Raw genomic sequence first — 16,512 nt, 5'->3', positions numbered from 1 at the left:
GCGCTAGGGCTCGGTCCCACTATAGGAAACGCAGCGGATCAATCTTCCACTTATCCGGCGACTCGTGTTTGACGATGCGGTCGCCGCCGCCGAACCCCATGCCGCGCGACAGATCCACCATCTCCGGCGGAATGTAGACATTGCTCTTGGTGCTGAAAAACACCTTCACCTTGGGCGAGATCAGATTGCTTTCGTTCTGTTCCACCACCACGCCCAGACGGCCGCTCTCCAGCCGCACCAAGGTGCCGATCGGATAAATGCCTATGCTGCGCATGAACGCCTGCACCAGTTGCGGATTGAAGTGGAATTTGGACCACTCGTAGATCTTGCGCAAGGCGTCGGTGGGCGCCATGCCCTTGTGGTAACAGCGGTCCGAAGTCAACGCGTCGTACACGTCGACGATGGCTGCCATCTGCCCCAACTGGGAAATCTCCTCGCCCTTGAGGCCCGCCGGATAACCACTACCGTCGTGACGCTCATGGTGCTGCGCCGCCACCAGCACCGCGGTTTCAGAAATACCGGTGGTTTGCAGCAGGATCTGCTTGCTCTCCACCACATGGCACTTCATTACCGTGAACTCCTGCTCGGTCAATTTGCCCGGCTTGTTGAGAATGCGGTCCGGAATCTTCATCTTGCCGATATCGTGCAGCATGCCGCCGATGCCGGCGTGATGAATCACCTCCTTGCTCATCCCCATTGCGTTGCAGAAGCTGACCATCAACGCGCCGACGCTGACTGAATGCTGGAAGGTGTAGTTGTCCTTGTCCTTGATTCGGCACAGCGACAGCAACGCGCCGCCGTTGCGCAGGATGGAAGAAGTCATCTTGCTCACCGACGGCTCCACCATCTCCAGTTCCACCTGTTTGCCCAGACGCACGTCTTTGAGAATGCCCTGGATGATCTGATTGGCTTCGCTGTGGATCAGTTGAGCGCGGCCAAACTCGGAGCCCGCCTCCACCTGCCGCTCCAGAATGGTCTCGTTACTGCCGAACTCGCGGATCTGCTCCTCCAACAGCTTTTTCACTTCGGTGGCGCTGGGCGCGGAGGGCAAGTCCATTCCCTTGCGCGTGTCGATATACACCTCGTGAATGCCGGAATCGGCAATCTTGCGGATCTCTTCCTCGTGCTTGATCAAAAAACGCTTAAGCAAAAAGGGGTGCGACATCCAATCGCAGTTCAGATCATGGATGTACATGCCCACCTTGAGATCGGCCACTTCTATGCACTTGATCATTCTGTGCTCTTTATCCCGCCGCGCGTCTGTGCCGCCCGCCGCGCGCATGCGTCTCCGCCACCCTGTCACCAGGACCCCACCGGCCGCTATCACCGACGCAAATGGACCTGCACGCCCGGTTCCCCCCAGGCGCGCCTTCTTTCAGCATCAACTCCGCTATCGGCATTTGCAAGGTATTCCATTAGCCCGACGGCTAAATAAGCGGCGCCGCATGACATGCGAATTCTCCGTCAAGCTCGCGCAAAGCCTGCTAGATAACGCAGTGCGCCGCCACTTGTCACGCGGCTGTAAATATTGCCGCCGCGGCCATTGTGGCGCGCTCCCCACGTTCCGCCGCGCCGCGGCCGGCTTTTAGCGCATCGGCATGGACCGGTACGGGCCTCTGGCTTTAATGTCTATAAATAAGGGCAAGAGGCCGGACCTCGCCTCCGCTCGCGCGCTACCGCGGCAAGCCGCCCTATAACAAGCTTCGCAAGGTACTGGGGAAAGAAGAATGAAACAGCAGAAATGGGGCCGCCTGAGCACCCGCATCATTCTGGTGGCCGCCGCCGCCATCGCCATCGGCTTCGCCGTCATGATCGGCCTGATCGCCTGGCAGAGCTACAGCTCGGCGGTGGACCAAGGCTACAAGCTGGCCTCTGAACAGGCCAGCAGCTACGCCAAGGACGCGGAAAGCGACTTTGCCCGCAACTTCACCCTGCCGCGCCACCTAGCCGACGCGGTATTGGGCATACAACGCGTCGCGCATCCGGACCGTAAACACACCGACAACACCATCCAGCAGATGCTGGACAACGCGCCTCAGTCGGTGGGCCTGTGGATGCTATGGGAACCAAACGCCTTCGACGGCAACGACAACGGCTTCCGCATGGATTGGCCTCGCCACGACCCCACCGGCCGCTATCAGCCCTACATCACCAAGAACGACAAGGGCAAAGCGCAAATGGACGTGATGATGTCGGCGGACCGCGTCAAGGAATTCCCCAAGTTCAAGGATCACCCGGAAAGCTATCAGCCCGACTACGAAAAACCGGGCTGGGGCGATTTCTACTACGTGCCCAAGCAACGCGGCCGCGACACCATCACCGAGCCCTACCCCTACGAGGTGCAGAACCGCAAGATCCTGGAAAGCTCGCTGGCCGTGGTGATCAAAGACGCCGCGGGCAAAATGCTGGGGGTCTCCGCCACCGACATCGCGCTGGACGACCTGCAAAAGAAATTCGGCCAGATCCGGCTATATGAAACCGGCTATGTCAGCATGCTGTCCGAAGGCGGCCTCTACGTGGTCAATCCTGAGGCCGGCCTGCTGGGCAAACCCGCGCCCAAGGACAGCCCGCTGACGCCCTATCTGGGCAAGATCAAGCAAGGCGAAGACTTCGTTTACGAGGCCGGCGGCTTCACCCACTTCTTTCACCCTGTGAAAGTGGCCAATACCGGCCAGTTCTGGACGCTGGGCGTCAGCATACCCACCGCGGCCATCACCGCCGACGCGCGGCGGCAAAGCCTGACCGCGGTGCTGATAGGCGCGGTGGCGCTGGCGCTGATTCTGCTGGTGCTGGCCGGCGTGGTGCGCGCGCTGACCCGGCCGCTGAACCATCTGGCCGCCACCATGGAGCAACTGGCCTCCGGCAAAGGCGACCTGACCATCCGCATCCCAATCAGCAACCGCGACGAAATCGGCCGCACCGCGGACGCCTTCAACCGATTTATCGCCAGCCTTCGCGATATGTTCGTGGAGGTGCGCGAACAGAGCCAGGCGGTCACCGCGGCGGCGGTCTCCTTGCAAGAGTCCGCTCGCCAGGTGGAAAGCGCCTCCGCTTCGCAATCGGACGCCGCCAGCGCCACAGCCGCCGGCGTGGAGGAAGTCACCGTCAGCGTGCAGCACATCGCCAACACCGCGCAGCTGGCGGAAAGCACCGCGAGGGAAACCGGCCGCCTGACCGAGCAGAGCGTCTCCACCGTCAACCAGGTCACCGCCGAAATCCGCCGCATGACCGACAATATGCACGCGCTGGCGGATCGGGTGAATGTCCTGGGCGCGCGCTCAACCGAGGTCAGCACCATCGTCAACGTGATCAAGGACATCGCGGACCAAACCAATCTACTGGCGCTGAACGCGGCGATCGAAGCCGCGCGCGCCGGCGAGATGGGCCGCGGTTTCGCCGTGGTGGCGGACGAAGTGCGCAATCTGGCCGGCCGGACCGCCGAGGCCACGGTGGAGATCAGCCGCATCGTCAACGCCATCGGCCAGGAAACCCGCGACGCCGTCAGCGACGTGCAAAAGAGCAGCCAATTGGTGGGCAACAGCGTCGCCATCGCCGAAGACGCCAACCAGGCGATGCAAACCGTGCTGGATCGCAGCCACGGCCTGGTGGGCAGCATCGTCGACATCGCCTCCTCCACTCGCGAGCAGTCCGCGGCCAGCCTGGAGATCGCTCAGAACGTGGAGCGCATCAGCAGCATGGCGCAGAGCAATAGCGACGTGGTGCGCCAAGTGGCCGCCTCGGTCAGCCATCTGCGCGAACTGTCGGCGCGACTGGAAGCACTGGTAGGCGACTTCCGTACCTGAACCGCCAAACGATGAAAGGAAAGCCCTGATGACGGCAATTGACTGGTGGCCGTTTGTCGCCGCCTCGCTGCTGCTGGTGGTCACGCCGGGCGCCGGCACCCTGTCTATCCTCAGCGCGCTCAGCGGCGGCGGGCTGCGCGCCGGCTACGCGGCCCAGGCCGGTCTGCTGGCCGGCGATCTAATTCTGATCACGCTTGCCGGCGGCGGCGTGGCGGCGCTGCTGGCCGCCCACCCCGGCTGGTTTGAACTGCTGCGCTACGCCGGCGCGTTCTATCTGGCTTGGCTGGGCGCGAGATTGCTGTTCCACCGCGACGGCGGAGCCGCGGCCATGACCGCGCCGGCGCGACACAGCGCCGGCACCTGCTTCCGCCGCTCGCTGTTGATCACCCTGGCCAACCCCAAAGCCATCCTGTTCTTCATGGCCTTCTTCCCGCAATTCCTGGAAGCCGGCCGCGCCGGCCCGGCCGGCTTCGCGCAGCTGGCCACGGTATTCTGCCTGATCAATATGCTCTACCTGGCGCTGCTGGTATGGCTTGCGGGCCACCTGCGCCGCCGCGCGTTCGCCCCCGGCACCCGCCTGCTGCTCAACCGTCTGCTGGGCGTCTGCTTTCTCAGCCTGGGGATCAAATACGCGCTGCGCTAAGAACCTGTTCATAGTCTGCTGCGCAGGTGGAAGTGTCCTTTTTCTGCCATCAATTTTGATAAATGCGACACGGGTCTTACCGTCGTGCAGGAATTGGGATTACAATCCCGCAATTTTGTTCGGACCACAGGCAATGACCCACGCAAAAACGCTTCCCGCACGACGCACCGCCCGCCACGGCGGCGACTTGGCGTTGGCGCGAGCCGTTGCCGTTCCCGAACCCCGACGCAGTAATAAAACAAGCTCCTGATTCCAGGGGCTTTTTTTTTACCCGCGACTCATAAAGCCAATATTGAAAGGACGCGACCATGGCCAACCCCCTCTACCGCAAACACATCATTTCCATACCGGACTTCAGCCGCGAGGAACTGGAGCTGGTGGTGGCCACGGCAGCCCGCCTGAAACAACAGCCTCGCAACGACCTGCTGAAAGACAAGCTGGTGGGGAGCTGTTTCTTCGAGCCCTCCACCCGCACCCGTCTGTCCTTCGAGACCGCGGTGCAGCGGCTGGGCGGCAGCATCATCGGCTTCGCCGACGGGGGCAACACCAGCGCCAAGAAAGGCGAAACCCTGGCGGACTCCATCAAGATCATCGGCTCCTACACCGACGCGGTGGTGATGCGTCATCCCAAGGAAGGCGCGGCGCGCCTGGCCAGCGAGTTCTCCGCCGTGCCCATCATCAACGGCGGCGACGGCTCCAACCAGCACCCAACCCAGACCCTGCTGGACCTGTTCACCATTAGGGAAACCCAGGGCACGCTGGAAAACCTGACCGTCGCCTTCGTCGGCGACCTCAAATACGGCCGCACCGTGCATTCGTTGACCCAGGCGCTGTCGCTGTTCGGCGCGCGCTTCTACTTTGTGGCGCCGGAGCAACTGGCAATGCCGGACTACATCTGCGAAGAACTGGATGAAAAGGGCATTCAGTACACCGTGGTGGGCAGCCTGGACGACGTGATCCCGCAAGTGGACGTGCTGTACATGACCCGAGTGCAACGCGAGCGCTTCGACGAGGCCGAGTTCAAGAAGATTCAGGGCAAGTTCGTGCTGCGCGCCGACATGCTGCACAGCGCCCGCACCAATATGAAGATTCTGCACCCGCTGCCGCGCGTCGACGAGATCGAAACCAGCGTGGACGCCACGCCGCACGCTTATTACTTCGAACAGGCCAAGAACGGGGTCTACGCGCGCCAGGCGCTGCTGTCTCTGGTGCTGAACGAGACCGTCTGATTCAGGAAAAGGAAACCATCATGCAATACACCCGCACCGTAGAAGCGCTTAAGCAAGGCACCGTCATCGACCACATCCCGGCCGGCCAGGGCCTGGTCATCCTGCGTCTGTTCAAACTCAGCGAAACCGGAGAGCGCGTCACCGTGGGGCTGAACCTTTCCAGCCGTCACATGGGCGCCAAGGACATCATCAAGGTGGAGAACATCGCGCTGTCGGAGGAACAGGCCAACGAGCTGGCGCTGTTCGCGCCGCAGGCCACCGTTAACGTGATCGACAACTTCGAGGTGGTCAAAAAACACAAGCTGGCGCTGCCGGACACCATCGAAGGCATCTTCTCCTGCCCCAACTCCAACTGCATCTCGCACAACGAGCCGGTGACCAGCTTTTTCTACGTCAAACCTCAGGTGCGCGACACAAAAATGAAATGCAAGTATTGCGAAAAGGTGTTCAGTAGGGATATCGTTGCAGAGGTGCGCTAAGTCGTACAAGGGTGAATAGAGAAATATCAAGAAAACACTGCGTTCGACAGTGGTAAAAAGCACGAGCAAGCGCCGCAGTCATCTGCGGCGCTTCTCATTTCAGGCTCACGACGCAGACGGCCCCTCGCTGGCGCCGTCGATAAAGCGCTGCAGAAACACCAGGTCCAGCCAGCGGCCAAACTTGAATCCCACCTGCGGCAGCATGCCCACCTGCTGGAAACCCAATTTCTCATGGAAGCGGATAGAACCCGCGTTGGCGGCGTCCACCGCGCCTATCATGGTGTGCTTGCCCAGCGCCTTGGCGCGCGGAAACAAGGCTTGCACCAAGGCGGTGCCAATGCCCTTGCCGCGCGCGTCGGCGGACAGGTGCACGCTGTGCTCCACGGTGAAGCGGTAGCCCGGCTTGACGCGGAAATCGCCAAAGCTGGAGAAACCCAGGATCTTGCCGTCCTCCTCCGCCAGCAGCACCGGATAACCGGCCGCGGCACGGTCCTGGAACCAGACGGCAAACTCGCCGGCGGACAGGGGATCGTCGTTATAGATGGCGGTGGTGGTGGCGATAACCTCGTTGTAGATGTCGAGTATCGCCGCCAGGTCTTCCAGCGTGGCGTCGCGGATAATCATGTTCTGTCCCTTGATGATGTGGCTTGTTGTGTGGATCGCGGCCGCATGCGCCGGCCCGGATCCTTGGAATGCAAACAGTGTACCAACAGCCGCTTCAAGCGGCAGCCGCCGGCTTTTTGCGCGGGCTGCGCTTCTTGCGCACTGGGGCTTCCGGCGGTGGATCGGCCTCTGGCGGCGTGGACGCGGCGGCCGGAACCGGCTCGCCATCGTGCTTGAGCCGGATTTCGCAATGCAGTTTGGAGCCGTTTCGGCTTTCCTGCACCGTCAGGAAGTCCAGCTTTTTCACCATCTGCGACAGCCGGGAATGACCGTAGACCCGCGGGTCGAACGAGGGATCGTTCTTGGCCAGATAAGTGCCCACCACCGACAACTCCGCCCAGCCGCTGTCGCGCGCCACCGCCTCGATCGCATTGGTGAACACGTCCTGCAACGGATGGCGCTCCTTCTCCGGCTGCGGCTTGGCGCGGCTGCGCGTGCTGCGCGCCTTGGGCTTGTCGGCCACGCTTTTGGCCACCGGCTCCGGCCGCAAAATCTCGGTGAACACGAACTTGTCGCAAGCGGCGATGAAGGGCCGCGGCGTCTTTGACTGCTCGCCCAGGCCGATCACCATCAACCCGGACTCGCGCAGTCGAGTAGCTAGGCGGGTGAAGTCGCTGTCCGAGGACACCAGGCAGAAACCGTCGAAATTGCCGGTATAGAGCAGGTCCATCGCGTCGATGATCAGCGCGGAGTCGGTGGAATTCTTGCCCTTGGTGTAGGCGAACTGCTGAATCGGCGAAATCGCGTACTGGTGCAGCACTTCCTTCCAGCCCTTCAATTGGCTGGTGGTCCAGTCGCCGTAAGCGCGCTTGACCACGGCGGTGCCGTACTTGGCCACCTCGGCCAGCAACTCGGCGATCAGCGCCGACTGCGCGTTGTCCGCATCGATCAATACCGCCAGTTTGCGATTTTCCATGCTTGGTTTCCGTAAAACGATTGAGTCATGCTAAAACCGGCCGCCGCGGCTGTCAAAACCGGCGGCCGGACGCCGCTACGGCGGCGGGGCGCGCAATGTCTGCTCCACGATGGCGGCAATCCGCCCCTCGCGCTTCATCTGCTCCAGGACGGCGTTCAGTTGCCGGATGAAATCGTCCAGATAGGGAAAACGCCGCTGGCCGCGCTTGGCGAAGCCGACGTAAGCCCACTCGCCGTTCAGGCTGGCCGCCGCCGCCAGTCCGCCGCGTTGCTCCGCGCTGATCGCGCCGCGCCGCTGCAGCCGCTCCAGCACATAGAGAATGGACAGCTTGTCGTTCAAATAACAATCAATGCGGCCATTGACCAGCTTCAGCAGATTACCCTGAGTGTCCGGCGCTTCGTCCAGTTGAATCTCGCCGCGCTGCACCGCCAGCCAGAATGCCTTGCCGCCGGGGCGGAAACCCGCGTTGTTGCCAAAGCGCAAGCCCAGGAAATCCGCCGGCCAATGCGGCCGCGGCGCCCGCATGATGTCCGCCCGGCAATACACCGCCAATTGCTCCTGCCAGAACGGCGCCGAATAGCCCATGTAGTCGCGCTCCGGACGGTAGTACGGCGGAGACAACGCCGGCGCGCGGCCGGCCTCCAGTTCGGAGAGGCCGCGCTTCCACGGCACAGGCCGCAGCTCGATGCGATAGCCGGACAAGCGCTGCGACGCCTCGCGCAACACTTCGTTGTAAACGCCCTCTGCCCGTCCGTCCTTCTCATAGGAATACGGCGGATAACCATTGTCGACCAAAACCACCACCTGGCGCGGCGGCGCTGCCGCGATGCCCTGCGCCAGCCCGGCCAACAGCAGCCACAACAAGCCCGATCTGATCATTTGAATGACATAATTCGTGTCGATAAACACGTTATAGCCGCTACGCGCGCCAAGGAGATGGACTGGCCGCTAAACGAACCCGGAACCGCGCGCGGCAAACAAAAAGCCGCCCAGCGGGCGGCTTTGACGGCGAAGCGCGGATGCGCTTACTTTTTGGCGATGCTCTTACCGAAGCTTTCCGCGGCGGCGCGCATCTTGGGCAGCAGCACCGGCTCGGCGGCTTTCAAGGTGTCGCCGGCAATGGTGTTGATGATCTGCGGCTGCTGTTTCAGCAGTTTCTGACCCGCTGCGGTCTTGTAGAAAGCATTGATCTGCTTGAGCTCGTCGGCGCTGAACTGGGCGCTGTAAGCCTTGGCCACAGTCTGCTCGAACTGCTGCTTGGCCGTGCTGGAGCCAAAGTAATCGCTGGCCAGCTTGTGCACGTTCTCGCCGTAGGTCTTGAAGCCTTCCTGCGCCTTCTTCTGCTGAGCTTCGCTCAGCTTGATCTTGTTCTTGACGAAGTATTCCTGCAGCAGCGGCATCGCGCTGGCGGTGGTGCGCTGCGCCAGTTCCGGCAGCATATTGTTCAGGTTCAGCGTGGCGGACAACTCTTTGACGGCGGCGTCCTGGGCGGCGTCGGCGTGCGCCAGCAGCGGCAAAGTCAGCGCCAGGGCGGCCAGGCCGGCTTTGAGCGGGCGTGATGCGAACATGTGGAATCCTTTGGCTTTGAGTTGAAAACAGCTGGCGTCGGCCAGGCCGACGCGAAAACACCGGCAGTGTGACACCGCCGCCGCCGCAGGTCAAAAAAGACGGGGGCCTTCGCCTAGCGCGCCGCGGCGGGCGCCGGCGGCAACTGGCTTTGCCAGCCCTGGTAGGTGCCGATATTGGCGCGAGTGATCAGCTGCACCGGCACTAACACCAAGCTTGGCTTGGCATTGGGCTTATCCAGCAATTGGCGCCCTAGCTTCACCGCCGCCACGCCGATGGCGTACGGCGCTTGGCTGACGGAGGCCACAATCTGATTCCGCCCTCGCAACGCCTTTTCGATATCCGGCGAGCCATCCACCCCGGCCACCATCACCTCCTTGCGGCCGGCTTCCCGCGCGGCCTGTTCCGCCCCCAGCGCCTGGCGATCGTTGCAGGAGAACACGCCGTTGATCATAGGGTAGCGCCGCAGATGCCGTTCCATCAGCCGCTTGCCGCCCCAGCTGGACGCCATGCCGCTCTCTTGATGGCTGAGCAGGCGAATTTTGGGGAATGCGGCCAAGCTGCGGCGACAGCCGGCCACCCGGTCCCAGACAGAAGACACCGGCGGACCGCTCTGAATGACCATCGTACCGCTGCCATGCATCTGCTCCGCCAGATAACGGCAAGCTAGCGCGCCGGCCTGAACATTGTCCGATTTGACCGTGCCGTCGACGCCGGGCGCGTCCACATCTACCGCCACCACTCGTACCCCGGCTTGGTGCGCCAGGCGTACCAGCGGCGCCACCGCCTTGCTGTCAGCGGCCACCAACAGAATCAGCTCCACCTGCTGACGCAGCAGTTGTCGCACCTGTTCTTCCTGTCGCTCCAGGCTGAAATTGGCGGAAAGGGTGGTGACTTGCGCATTGGGATTGGCCGCGCGCGCCTCGTTCAGCGCGCCGCGCGCCACGATCTGATAGAAGGGGTTGTCCAGCGCTCCCACGGATACGCCGATGCGGCTCAAGGGGGCGGCGTAAACAGCGCCGGCCAGGGACAGCCAACAACAGGCGAAGAATCGGCTCGGCATCATGGCCACTCAAGAGAGGGTTGAAATACATGCCATCCCAGTTTAGACCACCTGGCTTGAAGCGAAACTACGCCGAACAATGGCTTGGGAGCCGCAATGCTCCCGGCGACGCCAGCGGCCTGCGGGCCTGCTCAAGACCCGGCGCGCCGCGTGCCGCAACGCGCGGCAGATGGAGACTCAGGCCGCCTGGCTCAAGCTGGCCCGCACCCTTTGCGCCAGCAGCTCCAGTTGCAGCCAGCCCTCTTCCCATTGGCAGTGGCCGGACTCCACATTGATGTGGCCGGCCTGCCGCAGCCAGGCGATGGGCGTGCGCCAGTAGCCCGCCAGCCGAGCCGCGCGCGGCGTCTTGCAGAACGGATCGTTGCTGCTCGCCACCATCCTGGCCGGAAACGGCAAGGGCTGCCGCGGCGTCGGCGCGAACCCCATGAGCTCGCGCGGCACAAAGGGCCGCTCCACATCCGCCGGCGCCACCAATAAAGCGCCAGCGATTCGTCGCGGATGGCGCTGCGCGTAATGCGCCACCGCTACGCAGCCCAGGCTGTGGGCAACGACGATGGCTGGCTTTCGCGTCCTCTCAAGCGCCTGATCCAGGCCATGCAGCCAGTCGTCCAGCCGCGGCGCGTCCCAATCGCTTACCTCCACCCGCTCGGCTTTCAAACGCCGCTGCCAGTGGCTTTGCCAATGCCGCGGGCCGGAGTTGTGCCAGCCAGGCTGAATGATCAAGTCGAAATCCGCCAGCGAAGGTTCCATCGCTCAGCTCCTCAAAGGTTGATCTCGCACTGTAGAATGACTTTTATATTCTTGGAAATGATATTGAACGAAAAACTTATTCCCCATACCTCTAAAGCAGCGCTGTCACCGCATAGATTTATTTGGAATTTAAAGATAAAAAACAATCACTTCTAGCTCTAAAACATTTCTGATTAGATGCAATCATCGCTTGCACTCTCAGGAAATCGCCATGCCACGACTCGCCCTCCGCCATGCCCTGCTGTCCCTAGCCTTGTTCAGCGGCGCCGCGCCGCTGCTGGCCTCGGAGCTGCTCAACGTCTCGTACGACCCCACCCGCGAGCTATACCAAGACGTCAACAAGGCCTTTGCCGAGCAATGGAAGAAACAGGGCGGCGACGTCGCCATCAAGCAGTCGCACGGCGGCTCGGGCAAACAATCGCTGGCCATCCAGCACGGCCTGGAGGCCGATGTAGCCACCCTGGCGCTGGCCTACGACATCGACGTGCTGGCGGATCAGGGCCTGCTGCCCAAGAACTGGCAAAGCCGCTTGCCGGACAATAGCTCGCCCTATACCTCCACCATCGTGTTCCTGGTGCGCAAGGGCAACCCCAAGGGCATCCGCGATTGGGGCGACCTGATCAAGCCCGGCGTCCAGGTCATCACGCCCAACCCCAAAACCTCCGGCGGCGCGCGCTGGAACTATCTGGCGGCCTGGGGTTACGCGCTGAAACAGCCCGGCGGCAACGAGGCCAAGGCCCGCGCCTACGTCGGCGAACTATACAAGCACGTGCCGGTGCTCGACACTGGAGCGCGCGGCGCGACGCTGACCTTCGCACAACGCGGACAGGGCGATGTGCTGCTGGCTTGGGAGAACGAGGCGGTGCTGGCGGTGAAAGAGCTGGGACCGGATAAGTTCGACATTGTCACCCCCTCCTTGTCCATCCTGGCGGAACCGCCGGTGGCGGTGGTGGATAAGGTGGCCGACAAGAAAGGCAACCGCAAGCTGGCCGAGGCTTATCTGAAGTTCCTGTATACCCCTCAGGGCCAGACCATCGCGGCGCAGAACTACTACCGCCCGCGTGACGCCAAGATTGCGGCGCAATACGCCGGCCAATTCCCCAAGGTCAAGCTGTTCACGCTGCAAGAGACTTTCGGCGACTGGCGCAGCACCCAGCGCAAGCACTTCGCCGACGGCGGCGTGTTCGATCAACTAGTGACCAAGAAATAAACACCGCCCCGCAGAACCCGCTCAAGGTCTTGCGCGTCAGATCGAGACAAGGCGAAAACGGCTGATGAAGCGAAATGTGCATTCGGTACATGAGCATTTCGAAGCCGTACTCACCGTGTAACGTCCCACAACGCGCAGTAGATCGTAAACAGGTTATGACATGCGAACAGCCCGGCTAGCCGGGCTGTTGTTCATGCCGCGACAAGAACTCAGGCCTGCTGACTTTCGCGCCAGGTCAACCACACCCGCATGTCGAACTCCAACTGGTGATAGTCCGGCTCCATATGACAACACAGCTGATAGAAAGCCTTGTTGTGATCCTTCTCCTTCAGATGGGCCAGCTCGTGCACCACAATCATGCGCAGGAACGGCAAGGGCGCGTCGCGAAACAACGCGGCGATGCGGATCTCGTTCTTGGTCTTCAGCTTGCCGCCCTGCACCCGCGACACGAAGGTATTGGTGCCCAGCGTGCCCTTGACCGGGTGCTGCTGACTGTCGTAGCTCACCTTGGCCGGCAAGGCGGCGTTTTTCAGATAACGCTGCTTGATCTCGGACACATACTGGTACAACGCCTTGTCCGTCTGCACATCGTGGCTGTCCGGGTACTTGCGCGCCAACCAGACGCCAAGCTGCCCGGCGTCCAGCAGCGCCTGAACCTGGCCTAGCAAGGCGGAGGGATAGTGTTGCAAATAGTTGAGAGTAGACATCGCCACATTGTAAAACGACTGCGCGGCCCGGTGTTGTCGCGACGCAAACCGTTACAGCAACAAACAGGACGGATCATCCCACTGATAGCTGAGCGCCAGCGCGCGCCGGCCCCCGGCGGTGTCCACCTCGCAGGGCGCGGACTCCACGCCGCCCAGTGCCCGGTAAAAGGCGCGGCCGTCCCGATTTGCTTGGTAAGCCCACAAGAACAAGGGCCGGCCCGGCGCAACGCGCAAGGCTTCCGTCGCCGCCGCCGCCATCAAGGCGCGGCCAATGCCGCGCCCCTGCTGCCCGGCCTGCACATGCAGATTATCCAGATAAACGCCCCGCTCCGGCGCCTCGTCCGGCAATAGGCAAACAAAGCCCACCGGCTCTCCCTGCCACAGCGCCAGCCGTACCCAGGGCGGCCGCTCGGCGGCGAAACGCAGTCTCCACACCAGCAGGCGCTCGTCCCAAGCGCGCAAGTCCAGATACTCATCCGGCAGGATGCCGCGGTAATGCTGCCGCCAACTGGCGACATGCAGCGCGGTGATCCGCTCTACATCCCCAGCATCGGCCGCGCGCAGCAATAGGTTCTTGGTCATCTTCGCTCCTCCTAGGCGCGGTGGTTCCACGCCAGCGGCCAAACTGGCTCTGGCCAAGACCGCCGGCAATCGAGACAATGCCGATTCCCCCACCTTACTCCAGGAAGGCCCTGCATGCATGTCGTGATTTTCCGCGCAGCTACGCGGCAACTGGATGACGAGTACTTCGCCGTGGCGCGGCAAATGCGCCAGCTGGCGCTGGAACGCTTCGGCTGTCTTGCCTTTGTTTCCGCCTGTGAGGACGGCCAAGAGATCGCACTATCCTACTGGCCCGACGCCGACAGCATCCGCGCGTGGAAGGCCCATGCCGACCATGTGCTGGCGCAGCAGCTGGGACGCGAACGTTGGTATCGCCAGTATCGGGTGGAAGTGGCGCGCATCGAACGCAGCTATGAATGGGAGCCGGCGCCATGATGTATACGCCAGATGCTTTCTCGGGCCGCCCGGCCGCGCTGACGGAACTGCTGGCCGCCCACCCCTTCGCCACCCTGATCACGCCTCAGGCCGACGGCGAGTCCTGGATCAGTCATCTGGTGCTGTTGGCCGATCCTGAACAGCCGGACTGCCTGCTCGGCCATCTGGCGCGCGCCAACCCGCACAGTCAAGCGTTGCTGCGCGGCGGCAGCGTGGCATTGTTTCACGGGGAACATGGTTATGTGTCGCCGGCCTGGTACGCTGCCGGCGGCGCCCAGGTGCCTACCTGGAACTATCGGGTGGCGCATGCACACGGCGTGGCGGAGGAAATGGAAGGCGCGGCCCTGTTGAGCCAGCTAGAGCGGCAGGTGCGCTGTTTCGAAGGCGAATCCGGCTGGCGGCTACCCAGCGAAAACCCGGCCATCCAGGCCATGCAGCGCGCAGTCGTCGGCTTCCGGCTACGGGTGAAGCGTTGGGATATCAAGGAAAAGCTGAGCCAGAACCGCAGTGCGGTGGACCGGAACGGCGTGAGCGCGGCGCTGGAGCGCATGGGAGGCGAAAACGACGCCTTGGCGCGCGCGGTGCGCGACGCGCGGCGCGACTAGCTGCTTTTTATCGGAGACCGCAGCTTCTTTAGCCTCTTTTTACGCGTCGGAGCCTAGCATTCAGCCAAGTGTTCCACCTGGAAACCTTTGGCCATGACATCAAACAAACCTGTCCGTCGCGCCTTGCCGACGCGCGGCATTCCGGACTACCTGCCGGACGAGGACCCGACGCCGCTGGCGCTGCGCCGCTACATACTCGAAGCCCGTTTTCCGGCAACGCGCTGCCGAGCCGAACCGAAACTCGGCTGGCGCGCGTCCTTGCTCGCCTGGTGGCGGCTGGTGAGCGCGCGGCGATGAAACGCGGCGATCTGGCGCTGCGCCACCGCCGGCTATTGAATGCCTACGCGGCCCGTCATCAACGCATGCCCTGGCTCAAACGCAAAGCGCGGCTGCCGCGCACGGCACACTCAGGCTGGCTGGCGCGGCTAAGCGCCTGGCTGCGCGGCTGAGCGCCTTATTTGAGCCGCAGCGGCTCCACCAGCACATTGCTTGATTCGTCGGCCAGCCACAACTGGCCATCCTGGATGGTGGCGCTCAACTGCATGCTGCGCTGACAGATGGCGACCAACTCCGCCAGCGTGGCCGGCTCAACGCGGAACACGCTGAGCTTGTCCAGCCGGGACAGCTTGTTCTCGATCTGCGGCCACCACACCTCGCTGGCGCGGCCGCCATAGCTGTACAGCACCACTTGCTCGGCGCGACTGCACGCTTTCTTCAGCCGTTTTTCATCCGGTTCGCCCAGTTCCACCCACAGCTCGATATCGTCGGCATAGCTTTTCTGCCACAACTCCGGCTCGTCGTCTGCGCTCAGACCCCTGCTGAATTGCAGGGTTTCGCTGGCGTTGAGCGCGAAGGCGACCAGGCGCAACATCATGCGCTCGACGGTTTCGGACGGGTGCTGGGCCAGCGTCAGCTGATGACTGGCGTAATAACCGCGATCCATGTCGGACACGGCAAGATTGGCTTTGTAAATGGTGGCGGACAGGGCCATGGGCAGTGTGCGGCTTTGCGGAATTAAAGACGCTATTGTACGGGGCCGCCGCCGGTTGCGCCCGCTCAAAGTTGCGCGGGCAAAGGAAAGATCGGGCGGAAACGGCAGAAGAAGCGGCTTTGCTCGCACAGTGCGCAGCACGCGGAGGATGTTCACCGCGGCGCGATTTGAACGGCTTATTAGGGCGAAGGCTGGCTGGAACAATCCAAGGGTTCCCCCCGCCAGGTGATGCTGGCCTCGCGGCCCTTGATCCACAGTTCCAGTCCCGGCGCCGTGTAGCGCGCACCGCTGCCGCTCAGGCCCTGGTGCAAGATGGCGGTGGAACCGTTGTACTCCAGCTTCACCGTGGGGGGATGGGTACGGTAAAAGGTGGCCAGCACAGTGCGGGTGGAGTTCCCCTTGCAGACATAGCGCAAGGGCGTCAGCGACGGCGCCAATCCCCAAGCCGCCTGCAACTGGGTGATGCGCATGATGTAGACATCGCCCAGACACATATGCATATCCTCGGTCTTGACGCAGTCTTTCAGGCTTTTCACCCAACGGCGCTGCTCGGCGATCAGTTTAGCCTCGGCTCCCGGCCGCCCTTGCTGCGCCTGCTCCAGCGCCTGGGCGTAGACCTTCTCCAGCCGATTGTCCTGTCGGGTCAGGCTTTCGTCCTGACACACCATGGCCTCCACCGGATTACCCGGCTTTTCGCAGTTAAAATCGGTCGCCACCGGCGTGTTGGCTTCCGCCGCTTCCTCGGCGGCCTTGCCGCTCTCCGCCGCCCGGCCATGGCCGCCCTCCGAGCCGCCCTTGCCGGCGGCCAGCGCCAACACCGGACACAAAATGATCAAGCCGACCAGCCTACGGGCGGATCCAGGCATACCGATTTCCTCTGAACTGCGTTAT

Annotated in this window: 20 protein-coding genes; 9 read left to right on the top strand and 11 right to left on the bottom strand. The window is 62.7% G+C overall.

Going from position 1 to position 16,512, the window contains the following annotated elements; all coding sequences use genetic code 11:
* Positions 1–19: 19 nt before the first annotated feature.
* Positions 20–1,234 (bottom strand): HD-GYP domain-containing protein, encoded by a 1,215-nt coding sequence (locus MOV80_RS04430; RefSeq protein ID WP_249604866.1) that lies wholly within the window; start codon positions 1,232–1,234, stop codon positions 20–22.
* A 493-nt stretch (positions 1,235–1,727) separates the two neighbouring features.
* Between MOV80_RS04430 and MOV80_RS04425 the strand changes: the two genes are divergently transcribed.
* From MOV80_RS04425 to pyrI, 4 genes are all read left to right on the top strand, one after another.
* Complete coding sequence (locus tag MOV80_RS04425; RefSeq protein ID WP_019100851.1) at positions 1,728–3,803, top strand: methyl-accepting chemotaxis protein; 2,076 nt, start codon at positions 1,728–1,730, stop codon at positions 3,801–3,803.
* 28 nt (positions 3,804–3,831) lie between these two features.
* Positions 3,832–4,446, top strand: a complete 615-nt coding sequence (locus tag MOV80_RS04420) for a LysE family transporter (RefSeq protein ID WP_249604865.1) — start codon at positions 3,832–3,834, stop codon at positions 4,444–4,446.
* A gap of 308 nt (positions 4,447–4,754) precedes the next feature.
* Positions 4,755–5,675, top strand: coding sequence for an aspartate carbamoyltransferase (gene pyrB, locus MOV80_RS04415; protein WP_043589230.1), 921 nt, complete (start codon positions 4,755–4,757; stop codon positions 5,673–5,675).
* A gap of 20 nt (positions 5,676–5,695) precedes the next feature.
* On the top strand, positions 5,696–6,154 hold the full coding sequence (gene pyrI, locus MOV80_RS04410) for an aspartate carbamoyltransferase regulatory subunit (protein WP_249604864.1): 459 nt from the start codon (positions 5,696–5,698) through the stop codon (positions 6,152–6,154).
* A gap of 105 nt (positions 6,155–6,259) precedes the next feature.
* Here pyrI and MOV80_RS04405 read toward each other — a convergent pair whose 3' ends face one another.
* From MOV80_RS04405 to MOV80_RS04380, 6 genes are all read right to left on the bottom strand, one after another.
* Positions 6,260–6,778, bottom strand: coding sequence for a GNAT family N-acetyltransferase (locus MOV80_RS04405; protein ID WP_019102489.1), 519 nt, complete (start codon positions 6,776–6,778; stop codon positions 6,260–6,262).
* Between the two features lie 94 nt (positions 6,779–6,872).
* The gene (locus MOV80_RS04400; RefSeq protein WP_043589221.1) at positions 6,873–7,733 is read right to left on the bottom strand and encodes an NYN domain-containing protein; all 861 of its coding nucleotides are present in this window, start codon (positions 7,731–7,733) and stop codon (positions 6,873–6,875) included.
* Positions 7,734–7,808: 75 nt separating this feature from the next.
* Positions 7,809–8,612, bottom strand: coding sequence for a transporter substrate-binding domain-containing protein (locus MOV80_RS04395; RefSeq protein WP_249604863.1), 804 nt, complete (start codon positions 8,610–8,612; stop codon positions 7,809–7,811).
* A 146-nt stretch (positions 8,613–8,758) separates the two neighbouring features.
* Positions 8,759–9,301, bottom strand: coding sequence for a DUF2059 domain-containing protein (locus MOV80_RS04390; RefSeq protein WP_019103452.1), 543 nt, complete (start codon positions 9,299–9,301; stop codon positions 8,759–8,761).
* A 113-nt stretch (positions 9,302–9,414) separates the two neighbouring features.
* Positions 9,415–10,365, bottom strand: a complete 951-nt coding sequence (locus MOV80_RS04385) for a substrate-binding domain-containing protein (protein ID WP_043589220.1) — start codon at positions 10,363–10,365, stop codon at positions 9,415–9,417.
* Between the two features lie 174 nt (positions 10,366–10,539).
* Positions 10,540–11,112 (bottom strand): alpha/beta hydrolase, encoded by a 573-nt coding sequence (locus MOV80_RS04380; protein ID WP_161524471.1) that lies wholly within the window; start codon positions 11,110–11,112, stop codon positions 10,540–10,542.
* Positions 11,113–11,323: 211 nt separating this feature from the next.
* Here MOV80_RS04380 and MOV80_RS04375 point away from each other — a divergent pair, with 211 nt between their 5' ends.
* Positions 11,324–12,322 (top strand): sulfate ABC transporter substrate-binding protein, encoded by a 999-nt coding sequence (locus MOV80_RS04375; protein WP_107732178.1) that lies wholly within the window; start codon positions 11,324–11,326, stop codon positions 12,320–12,322.
* Between the two features lie 209 nt (positions 12,323–12,531).
* Here the strand turns inward: MOV80_RS04375 and MOV80_RS04370 are convergent, their stop codons facing one another.
* Entirely contained in the window at positions 12,532–13,029 is a 498-nt protein-coding gene (locus MOV80_RS04370; RefSeq protein WP_043640245.1) for a M48 family metallopeptidase, read from the bottom strand.
* 51 nt (positions 13,030–13,080) lie between these two features.
* Complete coding sequence (locus MOV80_RS04365; protein WP_249604862.1) at positions 13,081–13,611, bottom strand: GNAT family N-acetyltransferase; 531 nt, start codon at positions 13,609–13,611, stop codon at positions 13,081–13,083.
* Between the two features lie 114 nt (positions 13,612–13,725).
* Here MOV80_RS04365 and MOV80_RS04360 point away from each other — a divergent pair, with 114 nt between their 5' ends.
* From MOV80_RS04360 to MOV80_RS04345, 4 genes are all read left to right on the top strand, one after another.
* Positions 13,726–14,025, top strand: coding sequence for a hypothetical protein (locus tag MOV80_RS04360; protein WP_019103620.1), 300 nt, complete (start codon positions 13,726–13,728; stop codon positions 14,023–14,025).
* Entirely contained in the window at positions 14,022–14,630 is a 609-nt protein-coding gene (locus tag MOV80_RS04355; RefSeq protein WP_162897154.1) for an FMN-binding negative transcriptional regulator, read from the top strand. Before MOV80_RS04360 ends, MOV80_RS04355 begins: the two co-directional genes overlap by 4 nt.
* A gap of 93 nt (positions 14,631–14,723) precedes the next feature.
* The gene (locus tag MOV80_RS04350) at positions 14,724–14,927 is read left to right on the top strand and encodes a hypothetical protein (RefSeq protein ID WP_019103622.1); all 204 of its coding nucleotides are present in this window, start codon (positions 14,724–14,726) and stop codon (positions 14,925–14,927) included.
* Positions 14,924–15,079 carry a hypothetical protein gene (locus MOV80_RS04345; protein WP_019103623.1) on the top strand — a complete coding sequence of 52 codons (156 nt, stop codon included), beginning with the start codon at positions 14,924–14,926 and terminating at the stop codon, positions 15,077–15,079. Before MOV80_RS04350 ends, MOV80_RS04345 begins: the two co-directional genes overlap by 4 nt.
* A gap of 5 nt (positions 15,080–15,084) precedes the next feature.
* Here the strand turns inward: MOV80_RS04345 and MOV80_RS04340 are convergent, their stop codons facing one another.
* Together MOV80_RS04340 and MOV80_RS04335 are read right to left on the bottom strand one after the other, a co-directional pair.
* Positions 15,085–15,621 carry a YaeQ family protein gene (locus MOV80_RS04340; protein WP_019103624.1) on the bottom strand — a complete coding sequence of 179 codons (537 nt, stop codon included), beginning with the start codon at positions 15,619–15,621 and terminating at the stop codon, positions 15,085–15,087.
* A 179-nt stretch (positions 15,622–15,800) separates the two neighbouring features.
* Entirely contained in the window at positions 15,801–16,487 is a 687-nt protein-coding gene (locus MOV80_RS04335; RefSeq protein WP_019103625.1) for an MliC family protein, read from the bottom strand.
* Positions 16,488–16,512: the final 25 nt, after the last annotated feature.

Origin of the sequence: Chromobacterium sp. IRSSSOUMB001 (assembly GCF_023507765.1) — a bacterium.
Taxonomy (GTDB): domain Bacteria; phylum Pseudomonadota; class Gammaproteobacteria; order Burkholderiales; family Chromobacteriaceae; genus Chromobacterium; species Chromobacterium haemolyticum.
The sequence above is the reverse complement of the archived record's forward strand: the minus strand, read 5'-3'. Positions and strand labels throughout refer to the sequence as shown.

What these genes read in the sequence shown, in the direction of transcription:
- MOV80_RS04430 (WP_249604866.1), bottom strand. Translation starts at nt 1,234, where the DNA reads ATGATCAAGTGCATAGAAGTGGCCGATCTCAAGGTGGGCATGTACATC.
- MOV80_RS04425 (WP_019100851.1), top strand. Translation starts at nt 1,728, where the DNA reads ATGAAACAGCAGAAATGGGGCCGCCTGAGCACCCGCATCATTCTGGTG.
- MOV80_RS04420 (WP_249604865.1), top strand. Translation starts at nt 3,832, where the DNA reads ATGACGGCAATTGACTGGTGGCCGTTTGTCGCCGCCTCGCTGCTGCTG.
- pyrB (WP_043589230.1), top strand. Translation starts at nt 4,755, where the DNA reads ATGGCCAACCCCCTCTACCGCAAACACATCATTTCCATACCGGACTTC.
- pyrI (WP_249604864.1), top strand. Translation starts at nt 5,696, where the DNA reads ATGCAATACACCCGCACCGTAGAAGCGCTTAAGCAAGGCACCGTCATC.
- MOV80_RS04405 (WP_019102489.1), bottom strand. Translation starts at nt 6,778, where the DNA reads ATGATTATCCGCGACGCCACGCTGGAAGACCTGGCGGCGATACTCGAC.
- MOV80_RS04400 (WP_043589221.1), bottom strand. Translation starts at nt 7,733, where the DNA reads ATGGAAAATCGCAAACTGGCGGTATTGATCGATGCGGACAACGCGCAG.
- MOV80_RS04395 (WP_249604863.1), bottom strand. Translation starts at nt 8,612, where the DNA reads ATGATCAGATCGGGCTTGTTGTGGCTGCTGTTGGCCGGGCTGGCGCAG.
- MOV80_RS04390 (WP_019103452.1), bottom strand. Translation starts at nt 9,301, where the DNA reads ATGTTCGCATCACGCCCGCTCAAAGCCGGCCTGGCCGCCCTGGCGCTG.
- MOV80_RS04385 (WP_043589220.1), bottom strand. Translation starts at nt 10,365, where the DNA reads ATGATGCCGAGCCGATTCTTCGCCTGTTGTTGGCTGTCCCTGGCCGGC.
- MOV80_RS04380 (WP_161524471.1), bottom strand. Translation starts at nt 11,112, where the DNA reads ATGGAACCTTCGCTGGCGGATTTCGACTTGATCATTCAGCCTGGCTGG.
- MOV80_RS04375 (WP_107732178.1), top strand. Translation starts at nt 11,324, where the DNA reads ATGCCACGACTCGCCCTCCGCCATGCCCTGCTGTCCCTAGCCTTGTTC.
- MOV80_RS04370 (WP_043640245.1), bottom strand. Translation starts at nt 13,029, where the DNA reads ATGTCTACTCTCAACTATTTGCAACACTATCCCTCCGCCTTGCTAGGC.
- MOV80_RS04365 (WP_249604862.1), bottom strand. Translation starts at nt 13,611, where the DNA reads ATGACCAAGAACCTATTGCTGCGCGCGGCCGATGCTGGGGATGTAGAG.
- MOV80_RS04360 (WP_019103620.1), top strand. Translation starts at nt 13,726, where the DNA reads ATGCATGTCGTGATTTTCCGCGCAGCTACGCGGCAACTGGATGACGAG.
- MOV80_RS04355 (WP_162897154.1), top strand. Translation starts at nt 14,022, where the DNA reads ATGATGTATACGCCAGATGCTTTCTCGGGCCGCCCGGCCGCGCTGACG.
- MOV80_RS04350 (WP_019103622.1), top strand. Translation starts at nt 14,724, where the DNA reads ATGACATCAAACAAACCTGTCCGTCGCGCCTTGCCGACGCGCGGCATT.
- MOV80_RS04345 (WP_019103623.1), top strand. Translation starts at nt 14,924, where the DNA reads ATGAAACGCGGCGATCTGGCGCTGCGCCACCGCCGGCTATTGAATGCC.
- MOV80_RS04340 (WP_019103624.1), bottom strand. Translation starts at nt 15,621, where the DNA reads ATGGCCCTGTCCGCCACCATTTACAAAGCCAATCTTGCCGTGTCCGAC.
- MOV80_RS04335 (WP_019103625.1), bottom strand. Translation starts at nt 16,487, where the DNA reads ATGCCTGGATCCGCCCGTAGGCTGGTCGGCTTGATCATTTTGTGTCCG.